We start from the raw sequence: 23,711 nt of genomic DNA on the forward strand, positions 1-23,711 counted from the left end.
AGATCTCAGCGCAGCAGCGCGTCCAGCGGAATGACCAGACGGCGCAGCAGGCCGGTGGGCGTGGTGCTGGTCTGGATCTGCCCTTGCAGTTGTCCTTCGACCGTCATTTCCAGCAATTGCGATCCGAAACCCGTGGTTTCGCCCAATGTCGAGGGCTGGCCGGTCCGCTCGTCCCAGTCCAGATGCAGGCTGCCATCCTTTTGCCGCCAATCCAGATGCAGAACCGCATCGACTTGCCCCAGCGCGCCATATTTTGCCGAGTTCGTCGCCAGTTCATGAAAGATCAGCGCAAGGCTGGTGGTTGCCTGGGCGCCGACACGCATTGCGGGCCCGTTCATCTGGCATCGATCCTGCGACCCCTCGCCCAGATAGGGCGCCAGGATAGCGGTGATCAACGGCGCAAGCCCGGCCCCGCCAGCGGTTGGTCCGGTCGCGCCGTCAGGGATGATCAATTGATGCGCATTGGCCAGCGCACCGATCCGCGCCTCGATATCGCTGGCCATATCCGCGGCATTGTCATGGGCGCGGCGGCTTAGCCTGACCATGCCGCTGACGATGGTGAACAGGTTCTTGATGCGGTGGTTCAGTTCAGAGCCGATCAAGGCGCGCTCGGCCATGTTACGCCGCAAACGAAGTTCGGTTTCGATAATCGCGGCCAGATCGTGCAATGCGGCAAGATGCGCCTCGGTCCAATCCCGCGCGACATGATCAATGGCACAAAGCGAGCCGATCACATGTCCCGTCGGCGCGTGGATCGGCACACCAAGATAGGCAATCACCCCCAATCCATCGACCGCGGCATTGCCTGACAACAGCGGATGCGATCGTGCATCGGCGATGGCCAAGGGCGTGTCCGCCGTGACCACATATTGGCAGAACGAACTGTTCAACAGCGTCTCCTGCAGATCGGCATTCGCACCGTTCAGCCCTGTCCGCGCCTTGAAGAACTGCCGCTGGTCAGTGACCAGCGAGAACAAGCCAACCGGCACGCCGGTCAGTTGTGTCGCCAATCGTGTCACCCGGTCGTAGGCCTCTTCGGGCAGGCTGCCGAGCAGATCGGTCACGGCCAGCGCGGCCAACCTGTCGGGGTCTTCCAGATAGGCCGTATGGCCAGACGGTTCGTCGGGGGGGAAAGGAGCAGCAGCGCTCACGAAGACGCCTCATCTATTTTGGCAACAGGAGGCGAAGATAGCGAAAAAATACTGTCAGTCCAGTGGGGGTGCAACGTGCAGTAGCGTCAAACCTCAGGAGGATATGCCCCGATAGAGCCGCGCTAGTTGCCTGTGGTACCTCCGACGGCCGGCACAGCCGCCTCCTGGTCTGCGGGCACATCCTGCGGCATCGTCGGCGCGGTTGCGGCATCAGGTGCCGCCTGATCGCCCGCCGCCTCGCCCGCGCCCTGGCTGTCGGGTGTGACCTCATCCACGCCCTCGCCCTCGCCGTCGCCCTCACGGGTCAGGCGGTCATCCTGCCATTCACCCGCTGCAACCTCGCCGGTGGCATAGCGCAAGACGCCCTGACCCTGCCGCCGTCCGGCGACGAAATGGCCGGTATAGCTGTCGCCATTGGCATAGGTGGCGACGCCTTCGCCGTCGATCTGCCCCTCTTTCCAGCCGCCCTCATAGGTAAAGCTGTCGGGTGAGGTCAGTCTGCCCTGACCGTCGCGCAGGCCGGTGACGAATTCGCCGTTATAGACGGTGCCATCGGGATAGGTCGCCTGACCTTCGCCCTCGCGTCCGCCCTCGACCCAGGAACCGGAATAGACATAGCCGTTGGGATAGGTGATCCGGCCCTGCCCCTGATAGCGCGCATCGACGAAACCGCCCTCATAGACCATGCCATTGGCATAGCTGGCCTTGCCCTCGCCGGTGATCAGGCCACCGGACCATTGCCCTTCATAGGTCGAGCCATCGGCATAGGTGATCCTGCCCGTCCCCTCTGGCAGGTCATCGGCCATCTGCCCGACATAGACCGAACCATCGGCATAGGTCAGCGTGCCCTGCCCCTGCATGTGGCCCTCGACCCAGTCGCCTGTATAGACATAGCCGCCCTTGCCGGTGAAGGTGCCGGTGCCGTGGCGTTGATCGTCGCGGAACTGGCCGTCATAGACATCGCCATTGGCATAGGTTTCGATCCCCTGACCGTCGCGCTTGCCCTCTGACATCTGGCCTTCGTAAACATAGCCGGTGCCGTCCTGCGTCAGCCGGCCGGTGCCTGACATCTGCCCTGCCGACCAGATGCCGTCATAGACGGTGCCGTCCTGCATGGTCAGCTTGCCCCGGCCAGCGCGCTGCCCGGCCAGCATACCGCCATCATAGACCGAGCCGTCGGGATAGGTGATCCGGCCCTGCCCTTCCTTTACGCCGCTGACCCAGTCACCGTCGTATTTAAAGCCGTTGGGCTGGGTCATGACGCCCTTGCCCTGATGCAGCCCCTTGACGAATTGCCCGACATAGCGGCTGCCATTGGCGTATTCGGCCACGCCTTCGCCGGTCATGTCGCCGTCCAGCCAGTCGCCCTCATAGGTCGACCCATCGGCATAGGTGATCTTGCCCTTGCCATTCGGCAGGCCTTTGGCAAAACGTCCTTCATAGACAGAACCGTTGGGGTATTTCGCCAGGCCCTGCCCCATGATCTCGCCATCGACCCAGTCGCCGTTATAGCTGTAGCCGTTGGGCAATGAATAGCTGCCGCGCCCGTGCTGGCGGCCATTGCGGAACGTACCTTCATAGACGGCGCCGTCCTCGTATTGCCGCGTCACGACATCCTGCGCCAGCGCCGTTCCGCCGCTCATGCCTGCCGCAGCGATCAACAGCGCCAACACGCCAATGCCTGCCTTCATTCCGCCCACCTTCCGTTTCCCGGCCAAGGTTCTTTATTGTCGGCTCTTGGTGTAGCGCAGCCGGCCCGACTGCGCAAAGCCCGACTTTCCCTTTCCGCACCCTTCGCCTATCACGGAGGCGAGAGGCAAACGAGGCGACCATGAGCGATAAATTCCGCCTGACCCTGGGCCAGTTGAACGCAACCGTCGGTGACTTGTCCGGCAATGCCGCCAAGGCACGCGAGGCCTGGCAACAGGCGAAAGATGCCGGCGCGGATATGCTGGCGCTGCCGGAAATGTTCATCACCGGCTATCAAACGCAGGATCTGGTGCTGAAGCCCGCCTTTGCCGAAGACGCGATGGCCGCGATACGCGAGTTGGGTGAAAGCCTGACCGATGGCCCTGCGATTGGCATCGGTGGACCGTGGCGCGACGGCGATCAGCTGTATAACGCCTATTTCGTCTATCAAGACGGCAAGCTGGTGGCGCGCGTCCTGAAACACCATCTGCCCCATAAGCAACTGTTCGACGAATTGCGCCTGTTCGACAGCGGCCCCGTCAGCGGCCCCTACCGCATCGGCCCGATCCGCGTCGGATCGCCCATCTGCGAAGACAGCTGGTATCCCGATGTCGCCGAAACGCTGGCCGAAACGGGCGCCGAGATCCTGCTGGTCCCGAATGGCAGTCCCTATCACCGCAACAAGCTGGACCTGCGCATGGGCCATATGGTTGGCCGCTGCATAGAAACCGGTCTGCCGCTGGTCTATCTGAACCTGGTCGGGGGGCAGGACGATCAACTATATGACGGCGCCAGTTTCGTGCTGAACCCCGGCGCAAAAAAGGTCGTGCAGCTTGCGCCCTTTGAAGAACGCGTCGTCCATGTCGATTTCGCCCGTGGCGAGGATGGCGGCTGGCAGGCCGAACCCGGCAAGATGGAGCCGCAGCCCGACGAATGGGAACAGGATTACCACGCGATGATGCTGGGCCTGCGCGAATATCTGCGCAAATCCGGCTTTGAAAAGGTGCTTCTGGGCATGTCCGGCGGCATTGACAGCGCGCTGGTCGCCACGATTGCGGCTGACGCGGTCGGCCCCGAAAATGTGCGCTGCGTGATGCTGCCATCGGAATACACTTCGCAAGGGTCACTGGATGATGCTGCGGACGCCGCGACGCGCCTTGGCACGCGGCTGGATACGGTAAAAATCGACGGCGCACGCGATGCGGTCGAGGACGCGCTGGCACATCTGATGGAAGGCACCAAGCCCGACACGACCGAAGAAAACATCCAGTCCCGCCTGCGCGGCCTGATGCTGATGGCTCTGTCGAACAAGTTCGGGGAAATGCTGCTGACCACGGGCAACAAATCCGAGGTCGCAGTGGGCTATGCCACGATCTATGGCGACATGGCCGGCGGTTATAACCCGATCAAGGACCTGTATAAGACCCGCGTGTTCGAGACCTGCCGCTGGCGCAACGCCAATCACCGCGACTGGATGATGGGTAAGCCGGGCGAGGTGATACCGCCGCAGATCATCAGCAAACCGCCATCCGCCGAACTGCGCCCCGATCAAAAAGACAGCGATTCCCTGCCGCCATACGAGGTGCTGGACGCCATTTTGGAAGGGTTGGTGGAAAAAGATCTGGCGCTGAAGGATCTGGTGGCACAGGGCTTTGACGCCGACACGGTGCGCAGGGTCGAAAAGCTGCTCTATATCAGCGAATGGAAACGCTATCAGGCCGCCCCCGGCCCGCGCATTTCGACCAAGGCCTTCTGGCTGGACCGGCGTTATCCGCTGGTCAACCGTTGGCGCGACGAGTTGTGACATCGGCGGGGGCGCTGCCCCCGCACCCCCGGGATATTTTAACGCCAAAGACGCGCGCATTCAGGGTTTCTTAGCGGTTCGCTGCTAGCACGGCGGGGCGGTACAGGCGGGGACGCCGATGACCGCCGCCGAAGACGCCGCACCCCACCCGGACGAGCGCCGGGGCGGGGTGTGTGCGGCCCGCCATGTCTTTGGCGTTTAAATATTCATTCTGCACTGGCCGTTATCGACTGGCCGGACAATGATGGGAAGGGACGGCCAAGAGAGGGCAGATGGATATTCACCTATGGTTGGCATTTGTGCTGTCATTCGCGATCCTGTCGCTTATCCCCGGACCAAGCGTGATCATGGTCATGTCACAGGCATTGATACGCGGCAAACGGGCGGCGCTGGTTTGCGTGGCTGGTGATCTGGCTGGCGTGCTGGTGATGATGAGCCTTGCCTTTGGCGGGATTGGGGCGGTTCTGGCGGCGTCCTCGCTGGCCTTTCAGGCGATGAGATGGGCCGGCGTTGTCTATCTGGCCTGGCTGGGGCTTGGTCAGATCAGGGCGGCGCGGCGCTTAACAGATCAGGTCCCAGCCGAGCCGCAAGTCATGGCCGCTGGTCGTGCCGGGTTTCTGACGGGCGTGCTGAACCCCAAGGCAATCGGTTTCTATCTGGCCTTTCTGCCGCAGTTCATTTCGCCAGATCGAGCACATCTGCCGCAACTGATCATCCTCGCTGTGACCGCAAGCGCAGTCGCCGGGATCGTCTTGGCAGGTTATGCCCTGCTGGCGGCGCGATTGCGGCGCGGCTTTCGATCCGCCCCGGCCCGGCGTCTGTTTGGCTATACTGGCGGTGGTCTGATGTTGGGCGGCAGTGCCGTGATGATTGCTGCGCGCTGAAGGCCGCTTGCGCCCGGTCGTTTCGGCGGTCTAGCGTCATGACATGTTGCGATATGTAAGCCGCCGGATAATTTCACTTGGGATAAGCCTGCTTGTCGCCTCGGCGTTGATCTTTTCGGTTGTTGAGCTGGTTCCGGGCGACCCCGCCAGCTTTATGCTGGGCACGGGCGCACAGCCGGAAACCGTTGCCGCGCTGCGCGATCAGATGGGATTGGATCAACCTCTGCCCATTCGCTACGCACATTGGGTCGGCGCGATCCTGCAAGGCGATTTCGGCAACAGTTTCACCTACAAGACCCCGATTGCAGAAATGATTGTCCACCGGATGCAAGTGTCGCTGCCTTTGGCGCTGATGGCGCTGATCCTGTCGACAGCCATTGCCTTTCCGGTCGGGATCTACGCCGCAGCTCGGCGGGGACAAGCCGGCGATGCGGCGGTGATGGGCGCGACGCAGTTGGGCATCGCTCTGCCGAATTTCTGGTTCGCGATGCTGCTGGTGCTGCTGTTCGCGGTCAAGCTGCGCTGGCTGCCGGCCGGTGGGTTTGCCGGCTGGTCCGATCCCATCGGCGCGCTGAAATCGCTGCTGCTGCCCGCTATCGCGTTGGCGCTGCCGCAGGCTGCCATTCTGGCGCGTGTGCTGCGGTCGGCGCTGATCGAGACCCGGGGTCAGGACTATATCCGCACTGCCCGCGCCAAGGGACTGACCAGCGGCCAGACCCTGCGCCGCCATGCCCTGCGCAACGCCCTGATCCCGGTGCTGACCATCATGGGGATGCAGTTTTCCTTTCTGCTGGCCGGGGCGATCATTATCGAGAACGTCTTTTACCTGCCCGGCCTCGGGCGGATGATCTTTCAGGCCATCAACCAGCGCGACCTGATCGTGGTTCAATCTGCGGTTCTGGTTCTGGTCTTTGCCGTGATCCTTGTCACCTTTCTGGTGGATCTGACCTATGCCGCCGTTGATCCGAGGCTGCGCAAGAGATGACCAGATGGGGGCTGATCCTTGGCGCATTTCTGGCGGGAACCGCGGTACTGGCGGCGCTGATCTCGTTCGTCTGGACGCCCTATGACGTGACGCAGATGGCCATTGCCGACAAATTACAGCCCCCATCGGCGGCGCATTGGCTGGGCACGGATCATTTCGGCCGCGACATCCTGTCGATGATCATGGTTGGCGCGCGAACCTCGATCGCCGTGGCCCTGGTTGCGGTGGGAATCGGGATTGGCGCGGGTGTGCCACTGGGACTGCTGGCTGCAGCCAACAGGGGCGGTTGGCTGGACGAGTTGGTCATGCGCGGCAACGACCTGATTTTTGCCTTCCCCAGCCTTGTGATTGCGATCCTGATCACCGCAGCCTTCGGGCCCTCGGCCGTGAACGCGATCATCGCCATCGGGATCTTCAATATCCCCGTCTTCGCCCGCGTGACGCGCGGCGGCGCGATGCCGCTATGGGTGCTGGACTACATTCGGGCCGCCGAAGTCGCGGGCAAGGGGCGCGCCCGGATCAGTGTCGAGCATATCCTGCCGAACATCACCAATTTGCTGATCGTGCAGGGCACCATTCAATTCAGCCTCGGGATTCTGGCCGAGGCCGGATTGTCCTATGTAGGCCTTGGTGCGCAGCCACCCACGCCCAGCTGGGGCCGGATGCTGGCCGAGGCGCAGACCATGATCACCATTGCGCCGCATGTGGCTGTCATCCCGGGGCTTTGTATCGTGCTGACGGTGCTGGGGCTGAATTTGCTGGGCGACGGGCTGCGCGATGCGCTGGACCCACGGCTGAAGGTGATGCGATGATCGAAACGCGCGATCTGTCCCTGACCATTGGCACGTCAGCGATCCTGCGCGATGTGGATCTGCGGCTGGAACCCGGCGAGATCACCGGGCTGGTCGGTGAATCCGGCAGTGGCAAGTCGATGACCGCGCTGGCCATCTTGGGGCTGCTGCCCCATCGCGCAAAGACCGGGGGTCAGGTGCTGCTGGATGGGCAGAATCTACTGCAGGCCGACGAGGCGGCGCTGTGCCGTATTCGCGGGAAACGTATTGGAATGATTTTCCAAGAGCCGATGACCGCCCTGAACCCGCTGATGAATATCGGCGACCAAGTCGCTGAAACCCTGCGCATTCATCAAGACATGCCCCAGGATCAGGCGCTGGCCCGCGCGAGGGAGCGCCTGGATCGCGTCGGCCTGCCGGAGCCACGTTTCCCCCTTGGCCTGTACCCGCACGAACTGTCGGGCGGTCAGAGGCAGCGCGTCGCCATCGCGCTGGCCATCGCCCTGCGCCCTGATCTGCTGATCGCGGACGAGCCGACGACGGCGCTGGACGTCACGACGCAGGCGCAGATCCTTGATCTGCTGCGCGACCTTGTGCGCGATGAGGGGATGGCGCTGCTGCTGATCACCCATGATCTGGCCGTCGTCGCCAATATTGCCGACCGGGTGGCGGTGATGAAATCGGGCGAGATCGTCGAGGCAGGCCCGACCGAGGCGCTGTTTCGCGCGCAGTCCCATCCCTATACCCGCCAGCTTTTCGCAGCCTCGCGCCATGCGCCTGATCGGGTGCCGGTGATGGCGGATGACACACCGATCCTGCGCGTCGAGGGCGCCGTCAGGGAATACCCGCTGCCCCGCCCGTCTGCCTTTGCCCCCCAACCTGTCCTGCGCGCGGTCGATGGGGTCAGTCTGGATATCGCGGATGGCGAAAGCGTTGGATTGGTGGGCGAGTCCGGCTGCGGCAAGTCGACACTGACACGCGCGATCCTTGGGCTTGATCCTTTGCAGGGCGGGCGCATCCTGCTGGACGGCGATCAGGTCTCTGCCGGCCACGCGATGCCGCCCGGACTGCGCGCCAAGATGCAGGTGGTCTTTCAGGATCCATTCGGCAGCTTTGATCCGCGCTGGCGGGTGGATCGGCTGGTGGCCGAACCGTTTCATCTGACAGGCCGGCCCGCCGACTGGCGCAACCGTGTCAGCCAAGCACTGCAAGAGGTCGGGCTGGACCCCGGCGACGCGCGCAAATACATCCACGAATTCAGCGGCGGCCAGCGCCAGCGCATCGCCATCGCCCGCGCCCTGATCATCCGCCCGCGCCTGATCGTGCTGGACGAGGCCGTCAGCGCATTGGATGTCCGCGTCCGTGCGCAGGTGCTGGATCTGCTGACCGATCTGCGGCGCAGCCACGGGATGGCCTATCTTTTTATCAGCCACGACCTGTCGGTCGTTCGCGGCGTGACCGACCGCGTGCTGGTGATGGAAAAGGGAAAGATCGTCGAGCAGGGACCGACCGCAGAGGTCATGGACAGCCCCAGCCACCCTTATACGCAGCGCCTGATGGCCGCAGCCCCCGAGATTCCGCCAAGTTGGACCCCGCAGGAGCAAAGCCTTCCTGCCATTTGACGATGACGACGCGCGCAAACGCCGCTGCACTCAGGGGCAAGCTGCCGGATGCTAGTCCAATCTTTCGGGCAGGCTCCAACCCTTGATCAGTTCGGCGACGGGCATCGGCTTCTTGCCGGCCCGTTGCGCTTTGGTGATTTCGACCGCGCCTTGCCCGCAGGCGACGCGAAATCCGCCCAGGACCTGCCCCGGCTCACCCTCGCCTTCGATCAGACGACAGCGCAACAGCCTGACACGTTCGCCCGCGACCTCGCACCAGGCGCCGGGAAAGGGCGACAAACCCCGGATCAGCCGATCCACTTCGGTGGCCGGTCGTGACCAATCCACACGGGCCTCGGCCTTGTCGATCTTGGCGGCATAGGTGACGCCCGTTTCAGGTTGGCTATCCGCTGTCATCGGCAGTTGGCCCAGCACATCCACCACCAGATCCGCGCCCATCGTCGACAACCGGTCGTGCAGATCGCCTGTCGTTTCCTCGGCCCCGATTGCTGTGCGTGCCTCTGTCAGAACCGGCCCGGTATCCAGCCCTGCCTCCATCTGCATGATCGCAACACCGGTCTCGGCATCGCCAGCCATCAGCGCACGATGGATCGGCGCGGCACCACGCCAGCGCGGCAACAGGCTGGCGTGAATGTTCAGGCAGCCAAGGCGCGGCGCATCCAGCACCGCCTGCGGCAGGATCAGCCCGTAGGCGACGACAACGGCGACATCCGCCGCCAGCGCAGCGAACTCTGCCTGCGCCTCGGCGCCCTTGAGACTGACCGGCACGCGAACCGGAATCCCCAGATCCTCTGCCGCACGCTGCACCGGCGACGGGCGTGGTTTTTGCCCTCGCCCGGCGGCGCGTGGCGGTTGTGAGTAGACGGCCACAACCTCATGCCCCGCCGCCAGAGCCTTGAGTGCCGGGACCGAGAAATCCGGCGTTCCCATGAAAATCACGCGCATCCCTGCCTCCGCTTGCCCTGTTCAATATGTCCTTGTGCGGGCTTTAGCCCCGGCACACCCTATCCGCGTCGCGCCAGCTTGGCCGATTTCTGCACCAGCATCTTGCGTCGCAGCGGGGTCAGATGATCCACGTAAACCACGCCATTCAGATGATCTATCTGGTGCTGCACGCTGGTGGCCCAAAGCCCGACGAAATCGCGCTCTTCCAGTTTGCCCTCGACATTGAGGAACTGCACGGTCACCGCACGCGGCCGCTCGATCCGGGCAAAGACACCGGGCAGGTTCGGGCTGGCCTCGTCATGGCTGCGCAGTTTGACGCTGGAATGCAGCACCTCGGGATTGGCCATCCGCACGGCCTGACCACGCTTGTCCGAGGCATCGACCACGGCCAGCCGCTGCATGATGCCGATCTGCGGTGCCGCCAGCCCGACGCCCGGCATCGCCTCCATCGTGTCGATCATATCGTCCCAGATCATCTGGACGGTCTCGGTGATCGCGGCGACAGGTTCGACGCGCAGATGCAAACGCCGGTCGGTATAGGGAATAAAGGGGCGAACGGTCATTCGCGCCCCGCGGTTGCGGCCAGTTGCGGGTCATCGACAATCAGCTTGCCATCCAGATGATCAGCCTCGTGCTGGGCGATCCGGGCGAGATCGCCCGCCATCTTGCGAAATTGCGCATGTCCTGTCAGGTCGAACCACTGCATCTCGATCTGGCTGGCACGCGCGACAGAAACCGGCTGATCCGGGATCGAAAGGCAGCGTTCCTCGACCGTTTCGATCGGGCCGTTACGGGCGATGATCTCGGGGTCGACCAGCACCAGTGGCTCGGGCGTGCCGGTTTTCCAGCTTGCGTCCATGACAAAGATCCGTCGCAAGATACCGATCTGCGGCGCAGCAAGCCCGCGCCCCTCGGCAGCATACATGGTCGCCAGCAGATCGGCGGCCAGTTGATACAGCTCTGGTCCGTTCAGATAGCCAGCGGGCGCGCATCGCGACGTCAGCACCGGATCGGGGTGCAGAATGATCGGTTGCACCCGACCCTGAGGCAGCCGGTCACGCACGTGCCTTCTCGCGCTTGAGCTTGACCATCTTGCGGGTGATCATCTGCCGCTTGATCGCTGACAGGTGGTCGATGAACAGAATGCCATTCAGGTGATCCAACTCGTGCTGGGCGCAGGTTGCCCAGAGCCCGTCGAATTCCTGGCTGTGCGTCTTGCCGTCCAGCCCCAGCCAGCGCATCCGCACCTCTGCCGGTCGGGTCACATCGGCATACTGATCGGGGATCGACAGGCAGCCCTCATCATAGCTGTTCACCTCTTCCGAGGTCCATTCGATCTCGGGGTTGATCAGCACCATGGGCGTGGGCTCTGCCTCGGGCTCGCGGGTGGCGTCCATCACAAAGATACGTTGCAGCACACCGACCTGCGGCGCGGCAAGGCCGATGCCGGGGGCCTCGTACATGGTGGCCAGCATATCAGCGGCCAGCGCCTCGATCTCGGGCGTGACGCGGGCAACCGGCGCGGTAACCTTTTTGAGACGAGGGTCGGGATGGATCAGGATCGTGCGCATAGTCATAGGCGTGATCTAGGGCAAGGCTTGGCTGTGCGCAACAAGCCGCGTAAGCAAGAGGAAACCAGAGCGCAGGGGCGTGACATGACCAAACCCGATTTCGACCAGATCATCGACCGTGTGGGAACAGGCTGCGCGAAATGGGACGACATGAAGACATATTACGGCGTCGACCCGCAGGACGGCATCTCGATGTGGGTCGCGGATATGGATTTCCGGCCGCCCGCCATCGTCCAGCAGGCGGTCGACGCGCAGGCTGCGCATGGCATTTATGGCTATCCGGGCAGCAATAAGCCCTATCTGGAGGCCATCCGCTGGTGGATGCAGACCCGCCACGGCTGGCAGGTGCAACCAGATTGGGTGCTGACCGCCGCCGGTCTGGTCAATGGCACGGCGCTGGCGGTCGATGCCTTTACCCAGCCCGGCGACCGGGTGATCCTGATGACGCCGGTCTATCACGCCTTTGCCCGCGTGATCAGCGCCAACGATCGAGAGGTGGCGGAATTCCCGCTGCGGCTGGACGAGAACCGCGTGTATCAGATGGATTGGGACGCATGGGCCGGGCAAATGACCGGGCGCGAGAAGATGCTGATCCTGTGTTCGCCCCACAATCCCGGCGGGCGCGTCTGGTCGCCCGAGGAATTGCGCGAGGTCGCCCATTTCTGCAAGCAGCATGACCTGATCCTTGTCTCGGACGAAATTCACCACGATCTGATCATGCCCGACGCGCCGCGCCACAGCGTCACCGCCCTGGCGGCCCCCGATATAACCGATCGGCTGATCACGCTGACGGCCGCGACCAAGACCTTCAACATCGCCGGGGCGCATATCGGCAATGCCATCATTCCGGATCCGGCGTTGCGCGCGGCCTATCAGGGCCGGCAAATGGCGCTTGGCCTGTCGCCCGGCCTTTTCGGGCAGGACATGGTGACCGCCGCCTATTCCCCCGAAGGTGCGGCCTGGGTCGATGAGTTGGTCGCCTATATCGACGGCAACCGCCGCCTGTTCGATGAGGGGATCAACAGCATTCCCGGCCTGCATTCGATGCCCTTGCAGGCGACCTATCTGGCCTGGGTCGATTTCAGCGGCACCGGCATGTCGCGCGAGGATTTCACCGCCCGCGTTCAGGATCAGGCCCGCATCGCCGCCAATCACGGCCCCACATTCGGCCAGGGCGGCGAGGATTTCCTGCGCTTCAACCTTGCCACCCCCCGCGCCCGGGTCCGCGAGGCCGTGCAGCGCATGAAACAGGCATTCAGCGACCTGCAATGAGCAAGCGCCGCCGGTCAGGGTCACGCAAGCGGCTGTTGCGGCTGATCGCCGTCACGCTGGTGCTGGGTGCGGTTTGGCTGGCGTTATCGCCTGATTTCGCGCCGCGTGCGCCCGTCGGTCCCGATGCCCCGCAGGTAACGATCCCGCAGCGTCCCCCGACCCGCCCGCCGGTTGCGCAAACCGGGTTGCAGGGCCCGGTCGATCATATCCTGATCGAGAAATCACAGCGCCGCATGTCGGTCTGGCGCGATGGGCGTCAGCTAAAGACCTATCGCATCGGGCTGGGCTTTGCGCCCGCCGGCGACAAGGCGCGCCAAGGCGATGGCCGCACGCCCGAGGGCCTGTTCAAGATCGACCGGCGCAATGGCGGCTCTGCCTATCACCTGTCGCTTGGACTCGACTATCCCCGCCCACGCGACCGTGCACGGGCGCAGGCCGCGGGCGTCAATCCCGGCGGCGACATCTTTATCCACGGGCAACCCAACCAGCGCCCCGATGGCGAGATATTGGCAGGCGACTGGACCGCCGGCTGCATCGCCATCAGCGACACCGAGATCCAAGAGGTCTTTGCGGCGACCGCCATTGGCACCAGTGTGGAAATCCGACCTTGACCCCCCGCCCGCGTTGCATTCGTGCGCGCGGCAGATCATATAGGCGCTGACCTACGAGCCCGGAGTCTGACCCGCATGACCTATCTCGATTTCGAAAAGCCGCTGGCTGATATGGATGGCAAGGCCGAAGAATTGCGCGCCATGGCCCGCAAGTCCGAGGATTCGGTCGACGTCGAGAAAGAGGCCGCGGCACTGGACAAGAAAGCCGCCACCATGCTGAAGGATCTCTACAAGGATCTGACGCCCTGGCGCAAAACGCAGGTCGCACGGCATGCCGACCGGCCCCATTGCAGCGACTATATCAAGGGGCTGTTCACCGAATACATGCCGCTGGCCGGCGATCGGGCCTTTGGCGACGACCATGCGGTGATGGGTGGTCTGGCGCGGTTCAACGACGCGCCCTGCGTTGTGATCGGGCACGAAAAAGGCACCGACACCAAATCCCGCATCCACCACAATTTCGGCATGGCCCGGCCCGAAGGCTATCGCAAGGCGATCCGGCTGATGGATATGGCGCACCGCTTTGGTCTGCCGGTCATCACGCTGGTCGATACGCCCGGCGCCTATCCCGGCAAGGGCGCCGAGGAACGCGGCCAGTCCGAGGCGATTGCGCGTTGCACCCAGAAATGTCTGGAAATCGGCGTGCCGCTGGTCAGCGTCATCATCGGCGAAGGCGGCTCGGGCGGCGCGGTGGCCTTTGCGACGGCCAACAAGATCGCCATGCTGGAACATTCGATCTATTCGGTGATCTCGCCCGAAGGCTGCGCCTCGATCCTGTGGAAGGATGCCGAGCGGATGCGCGAAGCCGCCGAGGCGCTGCGCCTGACGGCCCAAGACCTCAAGCAGCTGGGCGTGATCGACCGCATCATCGCCGAACAGCTTGGCGGTGCGCAACGACACCCCGAGGAAACGATCAAGGCGGTCGGCAAGGACATCGCCGAGATGCTGAAAGAGTTGTCGGACCAGAAACCCGCAGCACTGATCAAGGCGCGGCGCGAGAAATTCCTGTCCATGGGCAGCAAGGGTCTGGCGGCCTGACCTTACCAACCTGTTTGTGGCCCTGAGGTCACAGCAAAGCAGGTTCCTGCGGTCAGGCAGACAATGCGCTTGCCTGGCAACCGGCTTGCCCTCACGTTTATGTCAGTTTCCACTGGCCTGATTCCAAGGAGGGCGATGATGTATAAATTCCGAACAGTATTCGCCGCCTGCAAAGGCAATGTGTGGAAGCCTGCCGATTGGCTATCGCGCTGCTGATCGGCCCTCCGGCCACCTCCACAACATCATCCGGGTTCTGACGCAGCTTTAGTCGGCTGTGCATGTCCCTGTTTCCATAATTCATTCGACATAGCCCGCGTTCATGCGGGTCCTCAGGTGACGAAAATGATTGCCAGACTTCCCTTGCGGGGCAGTACGCCCCACCTGACGCTGCAACAACTGATCGACCGGCATGGTACGCGGGTCGTTGTCATCGCGCTGATCGGGACGATGATCCGAGGCGCGCGCAAACCCAAGCGGCGCAGAAGAAATGCTGCGGCGGAACGCCTCAGTCCACATTTGCGGCGCGATATCGGCCTGCCGCCTTATCGCGACGACAGCCCCCGCCATTGGGATATCCGGCTTTAGGGCCGGGTATTCTACGGCTGGCAGGTTGGCAGGGCGGCCTCAGCCGGCCTTGGTTCGCCGCAATATTTGTACAGTAAAGACCCTCGGAAATTGCCCGTGCGCGCATAAAGCACACAGATTTTTATCTATCCAGATCATTGCACTGGACTGTTCCTCCCTGAACTCCAGGCAGCACATCTTGACGGGGGTGTGCACGAAACACCCTGAAACGTGCACTCCTGGACCTGACTGGTATCAAGAAAATGGTGGCGACCCCGGCAGGATTCGAACCTGCAACCTGCCCCTTAGGAGGGGGCTGCTCTATCCAGTTGAGCCACGGGGCCACGTCATGCCTTTTGCAGCCATCGCGGCGCATTGGCAAGCTTGCCGGATCGCAGGTCATGCGCTAACAATCAATGCGACGTTTCTTGACCGGATCGACATGACACCGAAAAAACCGCACCGGCCCCTTACGCTTCGGGACGTCTCCGAAGCGTCCGGCGTCAGTGAAATGACCGTTAGTCGTGTGCTGCGCAATCGCGGTGATGTTTCTGCTGCGACCCGTGAAAAGGTGCTGACGGCCGCCAAGACGCTTGGCTATGTGCCAAACAAGATCGCAGGTGGGCTGGCAAGCCAGCGGGTCAATCTGGTCGCGGTCGTCATTCCATCGCTGTCGAACCTGGTCTTTCCCGATGTCTTGGGTGGCATTTCGGCCGAGTTGGACGATACAGGCCTGCAGCCCGTGATCGGGGTCAGCAACTACTCGCCCGCGCGCGAAGAGATGGTGTTGTATGACATGCTGTCCTGGCGGCCCTCGGGGGTGATCCTCGCAGGGCTCGAGCACAGCAAGGCCGCGATCGCGATGCTGACGAATTCCGGGATCCCCATCGTCGAGATCATGGATGTCGATGGCACTGGCATCGACACGCTGGTGGGGATCTCGCACCACCGCGCGGGCCGTGAAATGGCTGATCGCATACTGGCAGCAGATTATCGCCGGATCGGTTTCGTCGGCACTCACATGCCCGAGGATCACCGTGCGCGAAAACGGCTGATAGGCTTTGAAGAAGGCTTGGCCGAAAAAGGCGTCCAACTGGAAGCCCGAGAATATTATCAGGGCGGCTCGTCCCTGCTGAAGGGACGCGAACTGACGCAGCGCATTCTTGCCCGCGCCCCTGATCTGGATTTTATCTATTTTTCCAATGACATGATCGGTGCGGGCGGTTTGTTGCATTGCCTGGATGAGGGCTATGACATTCCAAACAAGGTCGGGCTGGCCGGCTTTAACGGCGTCGATCTGCTGGATGGGTTGCCGGTGCGACTGACGACGACCGACGCCCGCCGCCATGACATCGGACGCCGCGCGGCGCGGCTCATCGCGGGCAAGGATCCCGCCCCCGCAGACCGCACGATCGCGCTGACGCCAACCTTTCTGGCCGGCGACACGATCCGCACACCGCGCTAGCACGCCAGCCCGCTTGCCCGCGGCGCGCATGCCGCGTATCTGTTGCCTATGAAATTGCCGTTCATCAATCGCAAGCCAACCGTGGCTGTCATCCGCCTGCAAGGCCTGATCGGCACAGCCGCCCGGCCCGGCGCCGCGGCCCTGTCTGATGCTGGTTTGCAGCCGCTGCTGGAACGCGCCTTCACCCGCAAGAAACCGGTGGCACTGGCGCTGGCCGTCAACTCGCCCGGCGGCTCACCCGTGCAATCCTCGCTGATCGGGGCGCGCATCCGGCGGCTGTCGGAAAAGCATGATGTGCCGGTTCATGCCTTCGTCGAAGATGTGGCGGCTTCGGGCGGCTACTGGCTGGCCTGTGCGGCAGACCGGATCTGGGCTGATGAAAGTTCAATCCTGGGTTCGATCGGTGTGATCTCGGCCGGGTTCGGCTTTACCGAACTGATAGAACGGTGGGGGATCGAGCGACGTGTTCACACCTCTGGCCGGTCAAAATCACAGCTTGATCCCTTCCGGCCCGAGAAACCCGAAGATGTCGAGCGGCTGGACGCAATCCTGAACACCATACACGACTCGTTTCGCGATCATGTCCGCGCCCGGCGCGGTGACAAGCTGGCCGATGCCGAGGATCTGTTCACCGGCGCGTTCTGGACCGGACGCCGCGCAATCGAACTGGGGCTGGCGGATGGGATTGGCCATCTGGAGCCGACCATGCGTGACCTCTTTGGCGACGTTCGCTTTGAACGCTATGGCATCCGCCAGCCGTGGTTTCGTCGCCTTGGCCTGTCGGGCGAGGCGCTGCTGGGGGCTGCCGATGAACGGGCCGCCTTTGCACGTTTTGGGGTTGGACGCTGATGCTTAAGATCGTGCTGACATTTTTGCTTGTGATGGTCGTGCTGGCGTTTATCGCCGGGCCGGGCTTTCGCAGTTTTCTGTTCAAACTGCTGGGGATATCGCGCCGTGATCGTTGATGTGCTTCTTATTATTGCCGGGCTCGGCTTGCTGGTTGTGGGCGGCGACAATCTGGTCAAGGGCGCCGTAAACCTGTCGCTGAGCCTCGGCATCACGCCGACGGTGGTCGGGTTGACCGTCGTTGCCTTTGGCACCTCGGCGCCCGAATTGCTGGTCTCGGTTTCGGCCGCGTTGAAGGGCTCGACCGATATCGCGATGGGCAATGTTGTCGGCTCGAACATCGCGAATGTCCTGATCATTCTGGGCGTCTGCGCGGCGCTGACCGGCATACCGACCAAGGGGCTGGAACTGCGCGAAAGCTGGTTCATGATGATGGGCGCATCGCTTCTGCTGGTGGTGCTGGCGCTTTTGGGGCCAATCGGTCGCGGTGATGGCATGTTGCTGCTGTTGGTTCTGGGTCTGATCATCTGGCGTCAGCTATCGACGGCCAAATCGTCCTCGCCCGATGAACTGGAGGGCGCCGATACCTCTGCGACGGCCGGCAAGATTGCTTTGTGGCTGGGCATCGGCATGGTTGCGCTGCCGCTTGGGGCGCAATTGCTGGTGTCGGGTGCGACCGATATTGCGCGGGCCTTTGGCATCAGCGAAGTGGTGATCGGCCTGACCCTTGTCGCCATTGGCACGTCCCTGCCGGAATTGGCCGCCTCGATCGCCTCGGCGCGCGCAGGGCGGGCAGACATGGCGCTTGGCAACGTGGTCGGGTCGAACCTGTTCAACATCCTGTCGATTCTGGGCATCACGGCCCTGATCAAGCCCCTGCCGGTCCCGGCCTCGCTCCTGCAGCTGGACATCTGGGTCATGCTGGCCAGTTCGGCCCTGCTATATCCGTTCCTCTTCAGGGGCATCCCCATGGGCAAACGTGTAGGCCTGGCATTGCTGGCCTTTTACGTCGCCTATGTGTTGTTCATCCTGCTATGACCACGGCGTTGGTCACCGGCTCTGCCCGCAGACTTGGCCGCGCCATGGCGCTGTATCTGGCGGGACGCGGCCATGACGTTGCGATCCATTACGACCGCTCTGCCAAAGAGGCCGAGGCGACCGCGGCCGAGGCCCGCGACATGGGCGTCCGCGCACAGGCCTTTCAGGCCGACCTGCTGGATGACGATGCGACGCAGGCGCTGATCCCCGGTGTGACAGCGGCGCTTGGCCCGCTGTCGGTGCTGGTCAACAACGCCTCGATTTTTGAATACGACACCCTGTCCAGCGCAACACGCGACGGTTGGGAACGGCACATGGGCTCTAACCTGCGCGCGCCGTTTCAGTTGACGCAGGCCTTCGCCGCACAGATCGGCCCAGTTGAGCGCCAGGACGGCGAGCCGCTCGCGTCGGGGCTGGTCGTCAACATGGTCGACCAGCGGGTGCTGAAACCGACCCCGGAATTCATGACCTATTCGCTGGCCAAGGCCGGGCTTTGGGCACTGACGCGCACGGCGGCACAGGCGCTGGCCCCGGTCATTCGCGTCAATGCCATCGGTCCGGGCCCGACCATGCGCGGGGCGCGCCAGACGCAGGATCACTTTGCCCGCCAGCGTGCGGCCACGATCCTTGAACGCGGCGCGGACGGCGATGATGTCACTGCCGCGCTAGGCTATCTGCTGGATGCAAAAGCGGTGACGGGTCAGCTGATCTGCGTCGATGGTGGACAGCATCTGGGCTGGAAAACACCTGACATACTAGGCATCGAGTAGGCTGACAGCGCAGGAAACCCGCCCAAGTTGTCCACTCCGCGCGAAACGGTCACAGAAGCGTCACGATTCTTTGAGAAATTTCAGCCCCTTGCCTCGATCACATGAAATATCATTGAAAATCAATGCGCTAATAGTTTGCCTAAAATATAGGCAAGTCCACTGCCTGCCCATGAACGTTGGCGATTTTCATGCTGCCCAGCTTTTGCCCACATACTTATCCACAGAAACCGTGGACATCTTTACCCTTGTACCCACCGTCCGAAACTTGCAGCGAGGACCAAGAATCACCTTCTTGATGTCATGACCGACAAACCAGCCAAAACCGGCCACGCCGTTATCCAAGACTATCTGCGCAACCTGGAATCCAGCCCGGGCGTTTATCGCATGCTCGATGCCCAGGGCGCCGTTTTGTACGTCGGCAAGGCGCGCGATCTGAAGGCGCGGGTGTCGAACTATGCGCGCCCTTCGGGACATTCGGGGCGCATCACGCGGATGATCCGCGAAACCCATTCCATGATGTTCCTGACCACGCGCACCGAGACCGAGGCGCTGCTACTGGAACAGAACCTGATCAAGCAGTTGAAGCCGCGCTATAACGTGCTGCTGCGCGACGACAAAAGCTTTCCCAATATCCTTGTGGCCAAATCGCACGCCTTTCCGCAGATCAAGAAACATCGCGGGGCGAAGTCGGAAAAGGGCGACTATTACGGCCCCTTCGCCAGTGCCGGCGCGGTAAATCGCACGCTGAACCAATTGCAGCGTGTGTTTCTGCTGCGGAACTGTTCAGACAGCACCTTTGAAAGCCGCACCCGCCCCTGCCTGCTGTTCCAGATCAAACGGTGCAGCGCGCCCTGTGTGGGCCGGATCAGCGAACAGGATTATGCCGGGCTGGTCGGCGATGCCGAGCGATTCCTGCAAGGCAAGACGACCACCATTCAGGCGAATCTGGGTCAGGAAATGGCCGCCGCCGCCGAGGCGATGGAATATGAACGCGCCGCCGCCCTGCGCGACCGGATCAAGGCACTGACGGCGGTCCAGTCGGTGCAGGCCATCAACCCCAAGGGCGTGGCCGAGGCCGATATTGTCGCCCTGCATATGGAAAGCGGTCAGGCCTGCGTTCAGGTATTCTTCATCCGTGGCAATCAAAGCTGGGGCAATCGGGACTTTTACCCTCGGCTCGGCGGTGCGGAATCGCCCGATGAGGTGATGCAGGCCTTTCTGCTGCAATTCTACGACGGCAAACCGCCGCCCCGGCTGATCCTGCTCTCGCATGGCCCGGAAGATCCCGAACTGACCGCCGAGGTGATGTCGGAACGCGCCGGGCGAAAGGTCGAGCTATCGGTCCCCCAACGCGGCGAAAAGCTGGATCTGGTCGCCAACGCCCTGCGCAATGCCCGTGAATCGCTGGCGCGGCGCATGTCGGAAAGCGCCGCTCAGGCGCGGTTGCTGGAAGGTCTGGCCGATGCCTTTGAATTGCCCGCCCCGCCGCGACGGGTCGAGGTCTATGACAACAGCCACATTCAGGGTGCCGCCGCTGTCGGTGGCATGATCGTTGCCGGGCCCGAAGGTTTCATCAAAAGCCAGTATCGCAAGTTCAACATCAAGGGGACCGAAATCACGCCCGGCGATGATTTCGGGATGATGAAAGAGGTGCTGACCCGCCGCTTTCAACGCCTGCTGAAAGAGGATCCCGATCGCCAGACCGAGGCCTGGCCCGACCTGCTGCTGATCGACGGCGGTGCGGGGCAGGTCAGCGTCGTGCACGGGATCATGGCCGATCTTGGGGTCGAGGATATTCCGGTCATCGGGGTCGCCAAAGGCGTTGATCGCGACCATGGCAAGGAAGAATTCCACCGCCCCGGCGCGCGTCCCATGGCGCTGCGGATGAACGATCCGGTGCTGTATTTTATCCAACGCCTGCGCGACGAGGCGCACCGTTGGGCCATCGGCACGCACCGCGCACGGCGCACGAAACAGGCGTTGGCCAATCCACTGGACGAAGTATCGGGCGTGGGCGCATCCCGCAAACGCGCCCTGCTGGCGCATTTCGGCAGCGCCAAAGCGGTTTCCCGCGCCGGTATCGCCGATCTGCAAGCGGTCGATGGAATCAGCGAGACACTGGCACAAACCATCTATGACCACTTCCACGGCTAGCGCGACACTGGGTAATTTCGTGGCTTTTGAACGGAATGCCGCTGATTGACAGACTCGGTAAAACCCTACCTGCCAAGACCCGCCCTAACACGCTATGATTGCGTTGCTGCCCATTTGATTCACCCAAAGGAAGCGATATGCCTCTTTACCCGATTTCCGGTCGCGCAGGCGGCACGGTACGTCTTTTGGCCCCCGCTCAGTCAGAGCGGGGCAGCGCATGGCCGGGTTACGACGATGATGTGACCAGCCTTGATGCAACGATCACCGACCTGGGGCTCTCTAGTAGCCATCCTTCCCTGCAGGTCCGCGCCCGCGACGGTATGAACTGGACCGTCGAATTGGGCGACAGAAACCAGACCCAACGCGCCGGACTGAATGACAAGGTCGTCGCGCCGGGCGATCAGATCCAGATTCAGGGGCAACGCGCCTCTGGCTTTGGCGACCGGCGCATCAGGGCCTCGCGGCTGACGGTGGCCGGACGTCCCTTCGACATGTGCCCCGAACGCTGCGTCGAGGCCTGACGAGGTGCCGGGCCGGCTCTGATCGGCCCGACACAAGCTGCTGTGACAACGCGGCCTCTCAACACCCCTTCCAAACTGCCCCCTCAGCGATTAGCTTGCGCGCATGCGCTGGACCTTGCCCAATATCCTGACGATCCTCAGGCTTTTCGCCGCCCCTGGGGTGCCGTTGATGTTTCTGTACTTTCATCGGCCCTGGGCGGATCTGGCGGCTTTGGTCCTGTTTCTGGTTGCGGCCATCACCGACTGGTTCGACGGATATCTGGCGCGGGCATGGGGACAGGAAAGCCGCTTCGGCGCCGCCATGGACCCGATTGCCGACAAGGCCATGGTGGTGATCGCCATCGTGGTCATCACCGGCTATTCGGGAATGAACCCCTGGCTGATCCTGCCAGCGACCATCATCCTGTTCCGAGAGGTCTTTGTCTCGGGACTGCGCGAATTCCTGGGCCCGAATGCAAAGTTGCTCAAGGTCACGCAGATGGCCAAGTGGAAGACCACCTTCCAGATGGTCGCAATCGCGGTTCTGTTTCTGGGCACCGGCCTGGCCTATGTCGAACATGGCCGCCCGCCCCTGCTGGGCGAGGCTCGGCTGCCCTTTTTCGCCAGTTGGGCGGATCTGGCCACCTGGCTTGGGCTGCTGCTGATCTGGGTCGCGGCGCTGCTGACGGCCTGGACAGGCTGGGATTACTTCGCCAAGGCGCGCCCCTATCTCAAGGACCCCGGCCATGACGATTGAGGTCCTGTATTTCGCCTGGCTGCGCGAACGTATCGGCCAGCCACGTGAACAGATAGAGACCAGCGCCGCGACGGTGCGCGAACTGGTCACGGAACTGGCCGCCCGCGACGAATGGCACGCAGCCGCCTTCGCGGACATGGCCGCCGTGCGATGCGCGCTGGATCAGCAACTGGTCGATCTGGACAGCCCCCTTGGCAACGCGCGCGAGGTTGCGTTCTTCCCGCCCATGACCGGCGGCTGATCCGATGTCAGCGCGCGTCCAGACCCAGGCTTTTGACAGCGGCGCCGAATTGCTGGGCTTTGGCGATGGCGCAGGCGCCGTGGTCACCTTTACCGGCTTTGTTCGCGACGACACCGGGCAGATGCGCGGGCTGGAAATCGAACACTATCCCGGCATGACGGAACGCGCGCTCAACGACTATGGCGCCGAGGCAGCCCGCCGTTTCGATCTGACCGATTGGCGGATCATCCATCGTCATGGCCGCCTAGACGTCGGCGAACCGATCATGATGGTTGCCACCGCCGCCCGGCATCGCCGTGCCGCCTTTGAGGCCGCCGATTACCTGATGGACTGGCTCAAATCCCGCGCACCCTTCTGGAAGCGAGAAATCGGACCTGATGGCAGCAGCGAATGGGTCGATGCCAAGGATAGCGACGAAGCCGCGCTGAACCGATGGTAAGTGCCGTGATCGTTTCGACGCTCAGCGACGGTGGCCGCCCATGATCCGGCCTCGGATCGCACAAATCGCCAGACGCTGGTCCGAGCCGCTGGTCGCGCTGCTGGCGACGCTGACCGGCCTATGGCTGGCAAGCTGGGGCGGCTGGTTCTTTGCAGCACTTGGCCTGGCGCTTGCGCTTGCCGCGCTGGCATGGCTGTTGGCTGCATTGCGGCGGCTGCCTTTTCGCCGCAACTCGGATGGCCCGGGCATCGTCGAAATTGACGAGGGTGTGATCCGTTATTTCGGAGCACGTTTGCTGGGCGGAGAGATCGCCTTGCGCGAGCTGACCGAGCTGCGGCTGTTGCCCTTGTCAGGGCAGCAGCACTGGCGGCTGAAATCCCGCGATGGGCAGGCGCTGCTGATCCCGCTGAACGCCAGCGGCGCCGACAGTCTGGCCGATGCCCTTGCCGCGCTGCCCGGCATCCGCATGGGCGAGATCGCCTCGGCGCTGCATCAACCCGACAGCGCCGCCCGCACCCTTTGGCTGAGACCTGCCTGATCGCGGGTTGACTTGCCCCGGCCCTGTTGCCACCTG

25 protein-coding genes and 1 tRNA gene are annotated in these 23,711 nt (G+C 63.0%); 19 read left to right on the forward strand and 7 right to left on the reverse strand.

Translation table 11 applies throughout. The features are described from left to right. Positions 1–5: 5 nt before the first annotated feature. Positions 6–1,151, reverse strand: a complete 1,146-nt coding sequence (locus CUV01_RS05330; protein WP_101459562.1) for an HWE histidine kinase domain-containing protein — start codon at positions 1,149–1,151, stop codon at positions 6–8. 122 nt (positions 1,152–1,273) lie between these two features. Beyond that, positions 1,274–2,842: an MORN repeat-containing protein gene (locus tag CUV01_RS05335; RefSeq protein WP_101459563.1), complete on the reverse strand. Its 1,569-nt coding sequence runs from the start codon at positions 2,840–2,842 to the stop codon at positions 1,274–1,276. Positions 2,843–2,982: 140 nt separating this feature from the next. Between CUV01_RS05335 and CUV01_RS05340 the strand changes: the two genes are divergently transcribed. The 5 genes from CUV01_RS05340 to CUV01_RS05360 all read left to right on the forward strand — a co-directional run bounded on the left by CUV01_RS05340 (position 2,983) and on the right by CUV01_RS05360 (position 8,926). After that, positions 2,983–4,644 (forward strand): NAD+ synthase, encoded by a 1,662-nt coding sequence (locus tag CUV01_RS05340; RefSeq protein ID WP_101459564.1) that lies wholly within the window; start codon positions 2,983–2,985, stop codon positions 4,642–4,644. 272 nt (positions 4,645–4,916) lie between these two features. After that, positions 4,917–5,528, forward strand: coding sequence for a LysE family translocator (locus CUV01_RS05345; protein WP_101459565.1), 612 nt, complete (start codon positions 4,917–4,919; stop codon positions 5,526–5,528). A gap of 43 nt (positions 5,529–5,571) precedes the next feature. Then, entirely contained in the window at positions 5,572–6,513 is a 942-nt protein-coding gene (locus tag CUV01_RS05350; RefSeq protein ID WP_101459566.1) for an ABC transporter permease, read from the forward strand. Beyond that, positions 6,510–7,325, forward strand: coding sequence for an ABC transporter permease (locus CUV01_RS05355; RefSeq protein ID WP_101459567.1), 816 nt, complete (start codon positions 6,510–6,512; stop codon positions 7,323–7,325). Before CUV01_RS05350 ends, CUV01_RS05355 begins: the two co-directional genes overlap by 4 nt. After that, entirely contained in the window at positions 7,322–8,926 is a 1,605-nt protein-coding gene (locus CUV01_RS05360; RefSeq protein ID WP_101459568.1) for an ABC transporter ATP-binding protein, read from the forward strand. Before CUV01_RS05355 ends, CUV01_RS05360 begins: the two co-directional genes overlap by 4 nt. A gap of 51 nt (positions 8,927–8,977) precedes the next feature. Here the strand turns inward: CUV01_RS05360 and fmt are convergent, their stop codons facing one another. Genes fmt through def (CUV01_RS05380) form a run of 4 tightly spaced genes read right to left on the reverse strand, consistent with a single transcriptional unit; the run spans position 8,978 to position 11,448 of the window. Continuing rightward, complete coding sequence (fmt, locus tag CUV01_RS05365) at positions 8,978–9,871, reverse strand: methionyl-tRNA formyltransferase (protein ID WP_101459569.1); 894 nt, start codon at positions 9,869–9,871, stop codon at positions 8,978–8,980. A gap of 59 nt (positions 9,872–9,930) precedes the next feature. Next, on the reverse strand, positions 9,931–10,434 hold the full coding sequence (gene def / locus CUV01_RS05370; protein ID WP_101459570.1) for a peptide deformylase: 504 nt from the start codon (positions 10,432–10,434) through the stop codon (positions 9,931–9,933). Next, positions 10,431–10,934 carry a peptide deformylase gene (gene def / locus CUV01_RS05375; protein ID WP_232962531.1) on the reverse strand — a complete coding sequence of 168 codons (504 nt, stop codon included), beginning with the start codon at positions 10,932–10,934 and terminating at the stop codon, positions 10,431–10,433. The genes def (CUV01_RS05370) and def (CUV01_RS05375) overlap by 4 nt, the downstream gene beginning before the upstream one ends. Next, positions 10,927–11,448: a peptide deformylase gene (def, locus tag CUV01_RS05380; RefSeq protein ID WP_101459571.1), complete on the reverse strand. Its 522-nt coding sequence runs from the start codon at positions 11,446–11,448 to the stop codon at positions 10,927–10,929. The genes def (CUV01_RS05375) and def (CUV01_RS05380) overlap by 8 nt, the downstream gene beginning before the upstream one ends. Positions 11,449–11,526: 78 nt before the next feature. On the opposite strand from def (CUV01_RS05380), the gene CUV01_RS05385 reads away from it, so the two are divergent. The 4 genes from CUV01_RS05385 to CUV01_RS19585 all read left to right on the forward strand — a co-directional run bounded on the left by CUV01_RS05385 (position 11,527) and on the right by CUV01_RS19585 (position 14,948). Further along, on the forward strand, positions 11,527–12,714 hold the full coding sequence (locus CUV01_RS05385; protein WP_101459572.1) for a MalY/PatB family protein: 1,188 nt from the start codon (positions 11,527–11,529) through the stop codon (positions 12,712–12,714). Further along, positions 12,711–13,325 (forward strand): L,D-transpeptidase family protein, encoded by a 615-nt coding sequence (locus tag CUV01_RS05390; protein ID WP_101459573.1) that lies wholly within the window; start codon positions 12,711–12,713, stop codon positions 13,323–13,325. Before CUV01_RS05385 ends, CUV01_RS05390 begins: the two co-directional genes overlap by 4 nt. A 75-nt stretch (positions 13,326–13,400) precedes the next feature. After that, entirely contained in the window at positions 13,401–14,363 is a 963-nt protein-coding gene (locus CUV01_RS05395; protein ID WP_101459574.1) for an acetyl-CoA carboxylase carboxyltransferase subunit alpha, read from the forward strand. Positions 14,364–14,705: 342 nt separating this feature from the next. Beyond that, complete coding sequence (locus tag CUV01_RS19585; protein ID WP_157994778.1) at positions 14,706–14,948, forward strand: hypothetical protein; 243 nt, start codon at positions 14,706–14,708, stop codon at positions 14,946–14,948. Between the two features lie 246 nt (positions 14,949–15,194). Here CUV01_RS19585 and CUV01_RS05405 read toward each other — a convergent pair. Continuing rightward, positions 15,195–15,271 (reverse strand) — tRNA-Arg (locus CUV01_RS05405). A 167-nt stretch (positions 15,272–15,438) separates the two neighbouring features. Here CUV01_RS05405 and CUV01_RS05410 point away from each other — a divergent pair. From CUV01_RS05410 to CUV01_RS05455, 10 genes are all read left to right on the forward strand, one after another. Further along, positions 15,439–16,392, forward strand: a complete 954-nt coding sequence (locus tag CUV01_RS05410; protein WP_198731915.1) for a LacI family DNA-binding transcriptional regulator — start codon at positions 15,439–15,441, stop codon at positions 16,390–16,392. Positions 16,393–16,440: 48 nt separating this feature from the next. After that, on the forward strand, positions 16,441–17,241 hold the full coding sequence (locus tag CUV01_RS05415; RefSeq protein WP_198731880.1) for a S49 family peptidase: 801 nt from the start codon (positions 16,441–16,443) through the stop codon (positions 17,239–17,241). 117 nt (positions 17,242–17,358) lie between these two features. Continuing rightward, a complete protein-coding gene (locus tag CUV01_RS05420) occupies positions 17,359–18,276 on the forward strand; it encodes a calcium/sodium antiporter (RefSeq protein WP_101461882.1) in 918 nt (305 codons plus the stop codon). After that, the gene (locus CUV01_RS05425) at positions 18,273–19,046 is read left to right on the forward strand and encodes an SDR family oxidoreductase (protein WP_101459578.1); all 774 of its coding nucleotides are present in this window, start codon (positions 18,273–18,275) and stop codon (positions 19,044–19,046) included. The genes CUV01_RS05420 and CUV01_RS05425 overlap by 4 nt, the downstream gene beginning before the upstream one ends. Positions 19,047–19,346: 300 nt before the next feature. Beyond that, positions 19,347–21,200, forward strand: a complete 1,854-nt coding sequence (gene uvrC / locus CUV01_RS05430; protein WP_101459579.1) for an excinuclease ABC subunit UvrC — start codon at positions 19,347–19,349, stop codon at positions 21,198–21,200. A gap of 137 nt (positions 21,201–21,337) precedes the next feature. Further along, on the forward strand, positions 21,338–21,721 hold the full coding sequence (locus CUV01_RS19590; RefSeq protein ID WP_157994779.1) for a hypothetical protein: 384 nt from the start codon (positions 21,338–21,340) through the stop codon (positions 21,719–21,721). A gap of 103 nt (positions 21,722–21,824) precedes the next feature. After that, positions 21,825–22,457 (forward strand): CDP-diacylglycerol--glycerol-3-phosphate 3-phosphatidyltransferase, encoded by a 633-nt coding sequence (gene pgsA / locus CUV01_RS05440; RefSeq protein WP_101459581.1) that lies wholly within the window; start codon positions 21,825–21,827, stop codon positions 22,455–22,457. Then, complete coding sequence (gene moaD, locus CUV01_RS05445; RefSeq protein WP_198731916.1) at positions 22,453–22,698, forward strand: molybdopterin converting factor subunit 1; 246 nt, start codon at positions 22,453–22,455, stop codon at positions 22,696–22,698. Before pgsA ends, moaD begins: the two co-directional genes overlap by 5 nt. Before the next feature lie 4 nt (positions 22,699–22,702). Beyond that, positions 22,703–23,137 (forward strand): molybdenum cofactor biosynthesis protein MoaE, encoded by a 435-nt coding sequence (locus CUV01_RS05450; RefSeq protein WP_101459583.1) that lies wholly within the window; start codon positions 22,703–22,705, stop codon positions 23,135–23,137. Between the two features lie 40 nt (positions 23,138–23,177). After that, positions 23,178–23,675 (forward strand): hypothetical protein, encoded by a 498-nt coding sequence (locus CUV01_RS05455; RefSeq protein WP_101459584.1) that lies wholly within the window; start codon positions 23,178–23,180, stop codon positions 23,673–23,675. The last annotated feature ends 36 nt before the right edge of the window (positions 23,676–23,711 follow it).

Source organism: Paracoccus tegillarcae, assembly GCF_002847305.1.
Classification (GTDB): domain Bacteria; phylum Pseudomonadota; class Alphaproteobacteria; order Rhodobacterales; family Rhodobacteraceae; genus Paracoccus; species Paracoccus tegillarcae.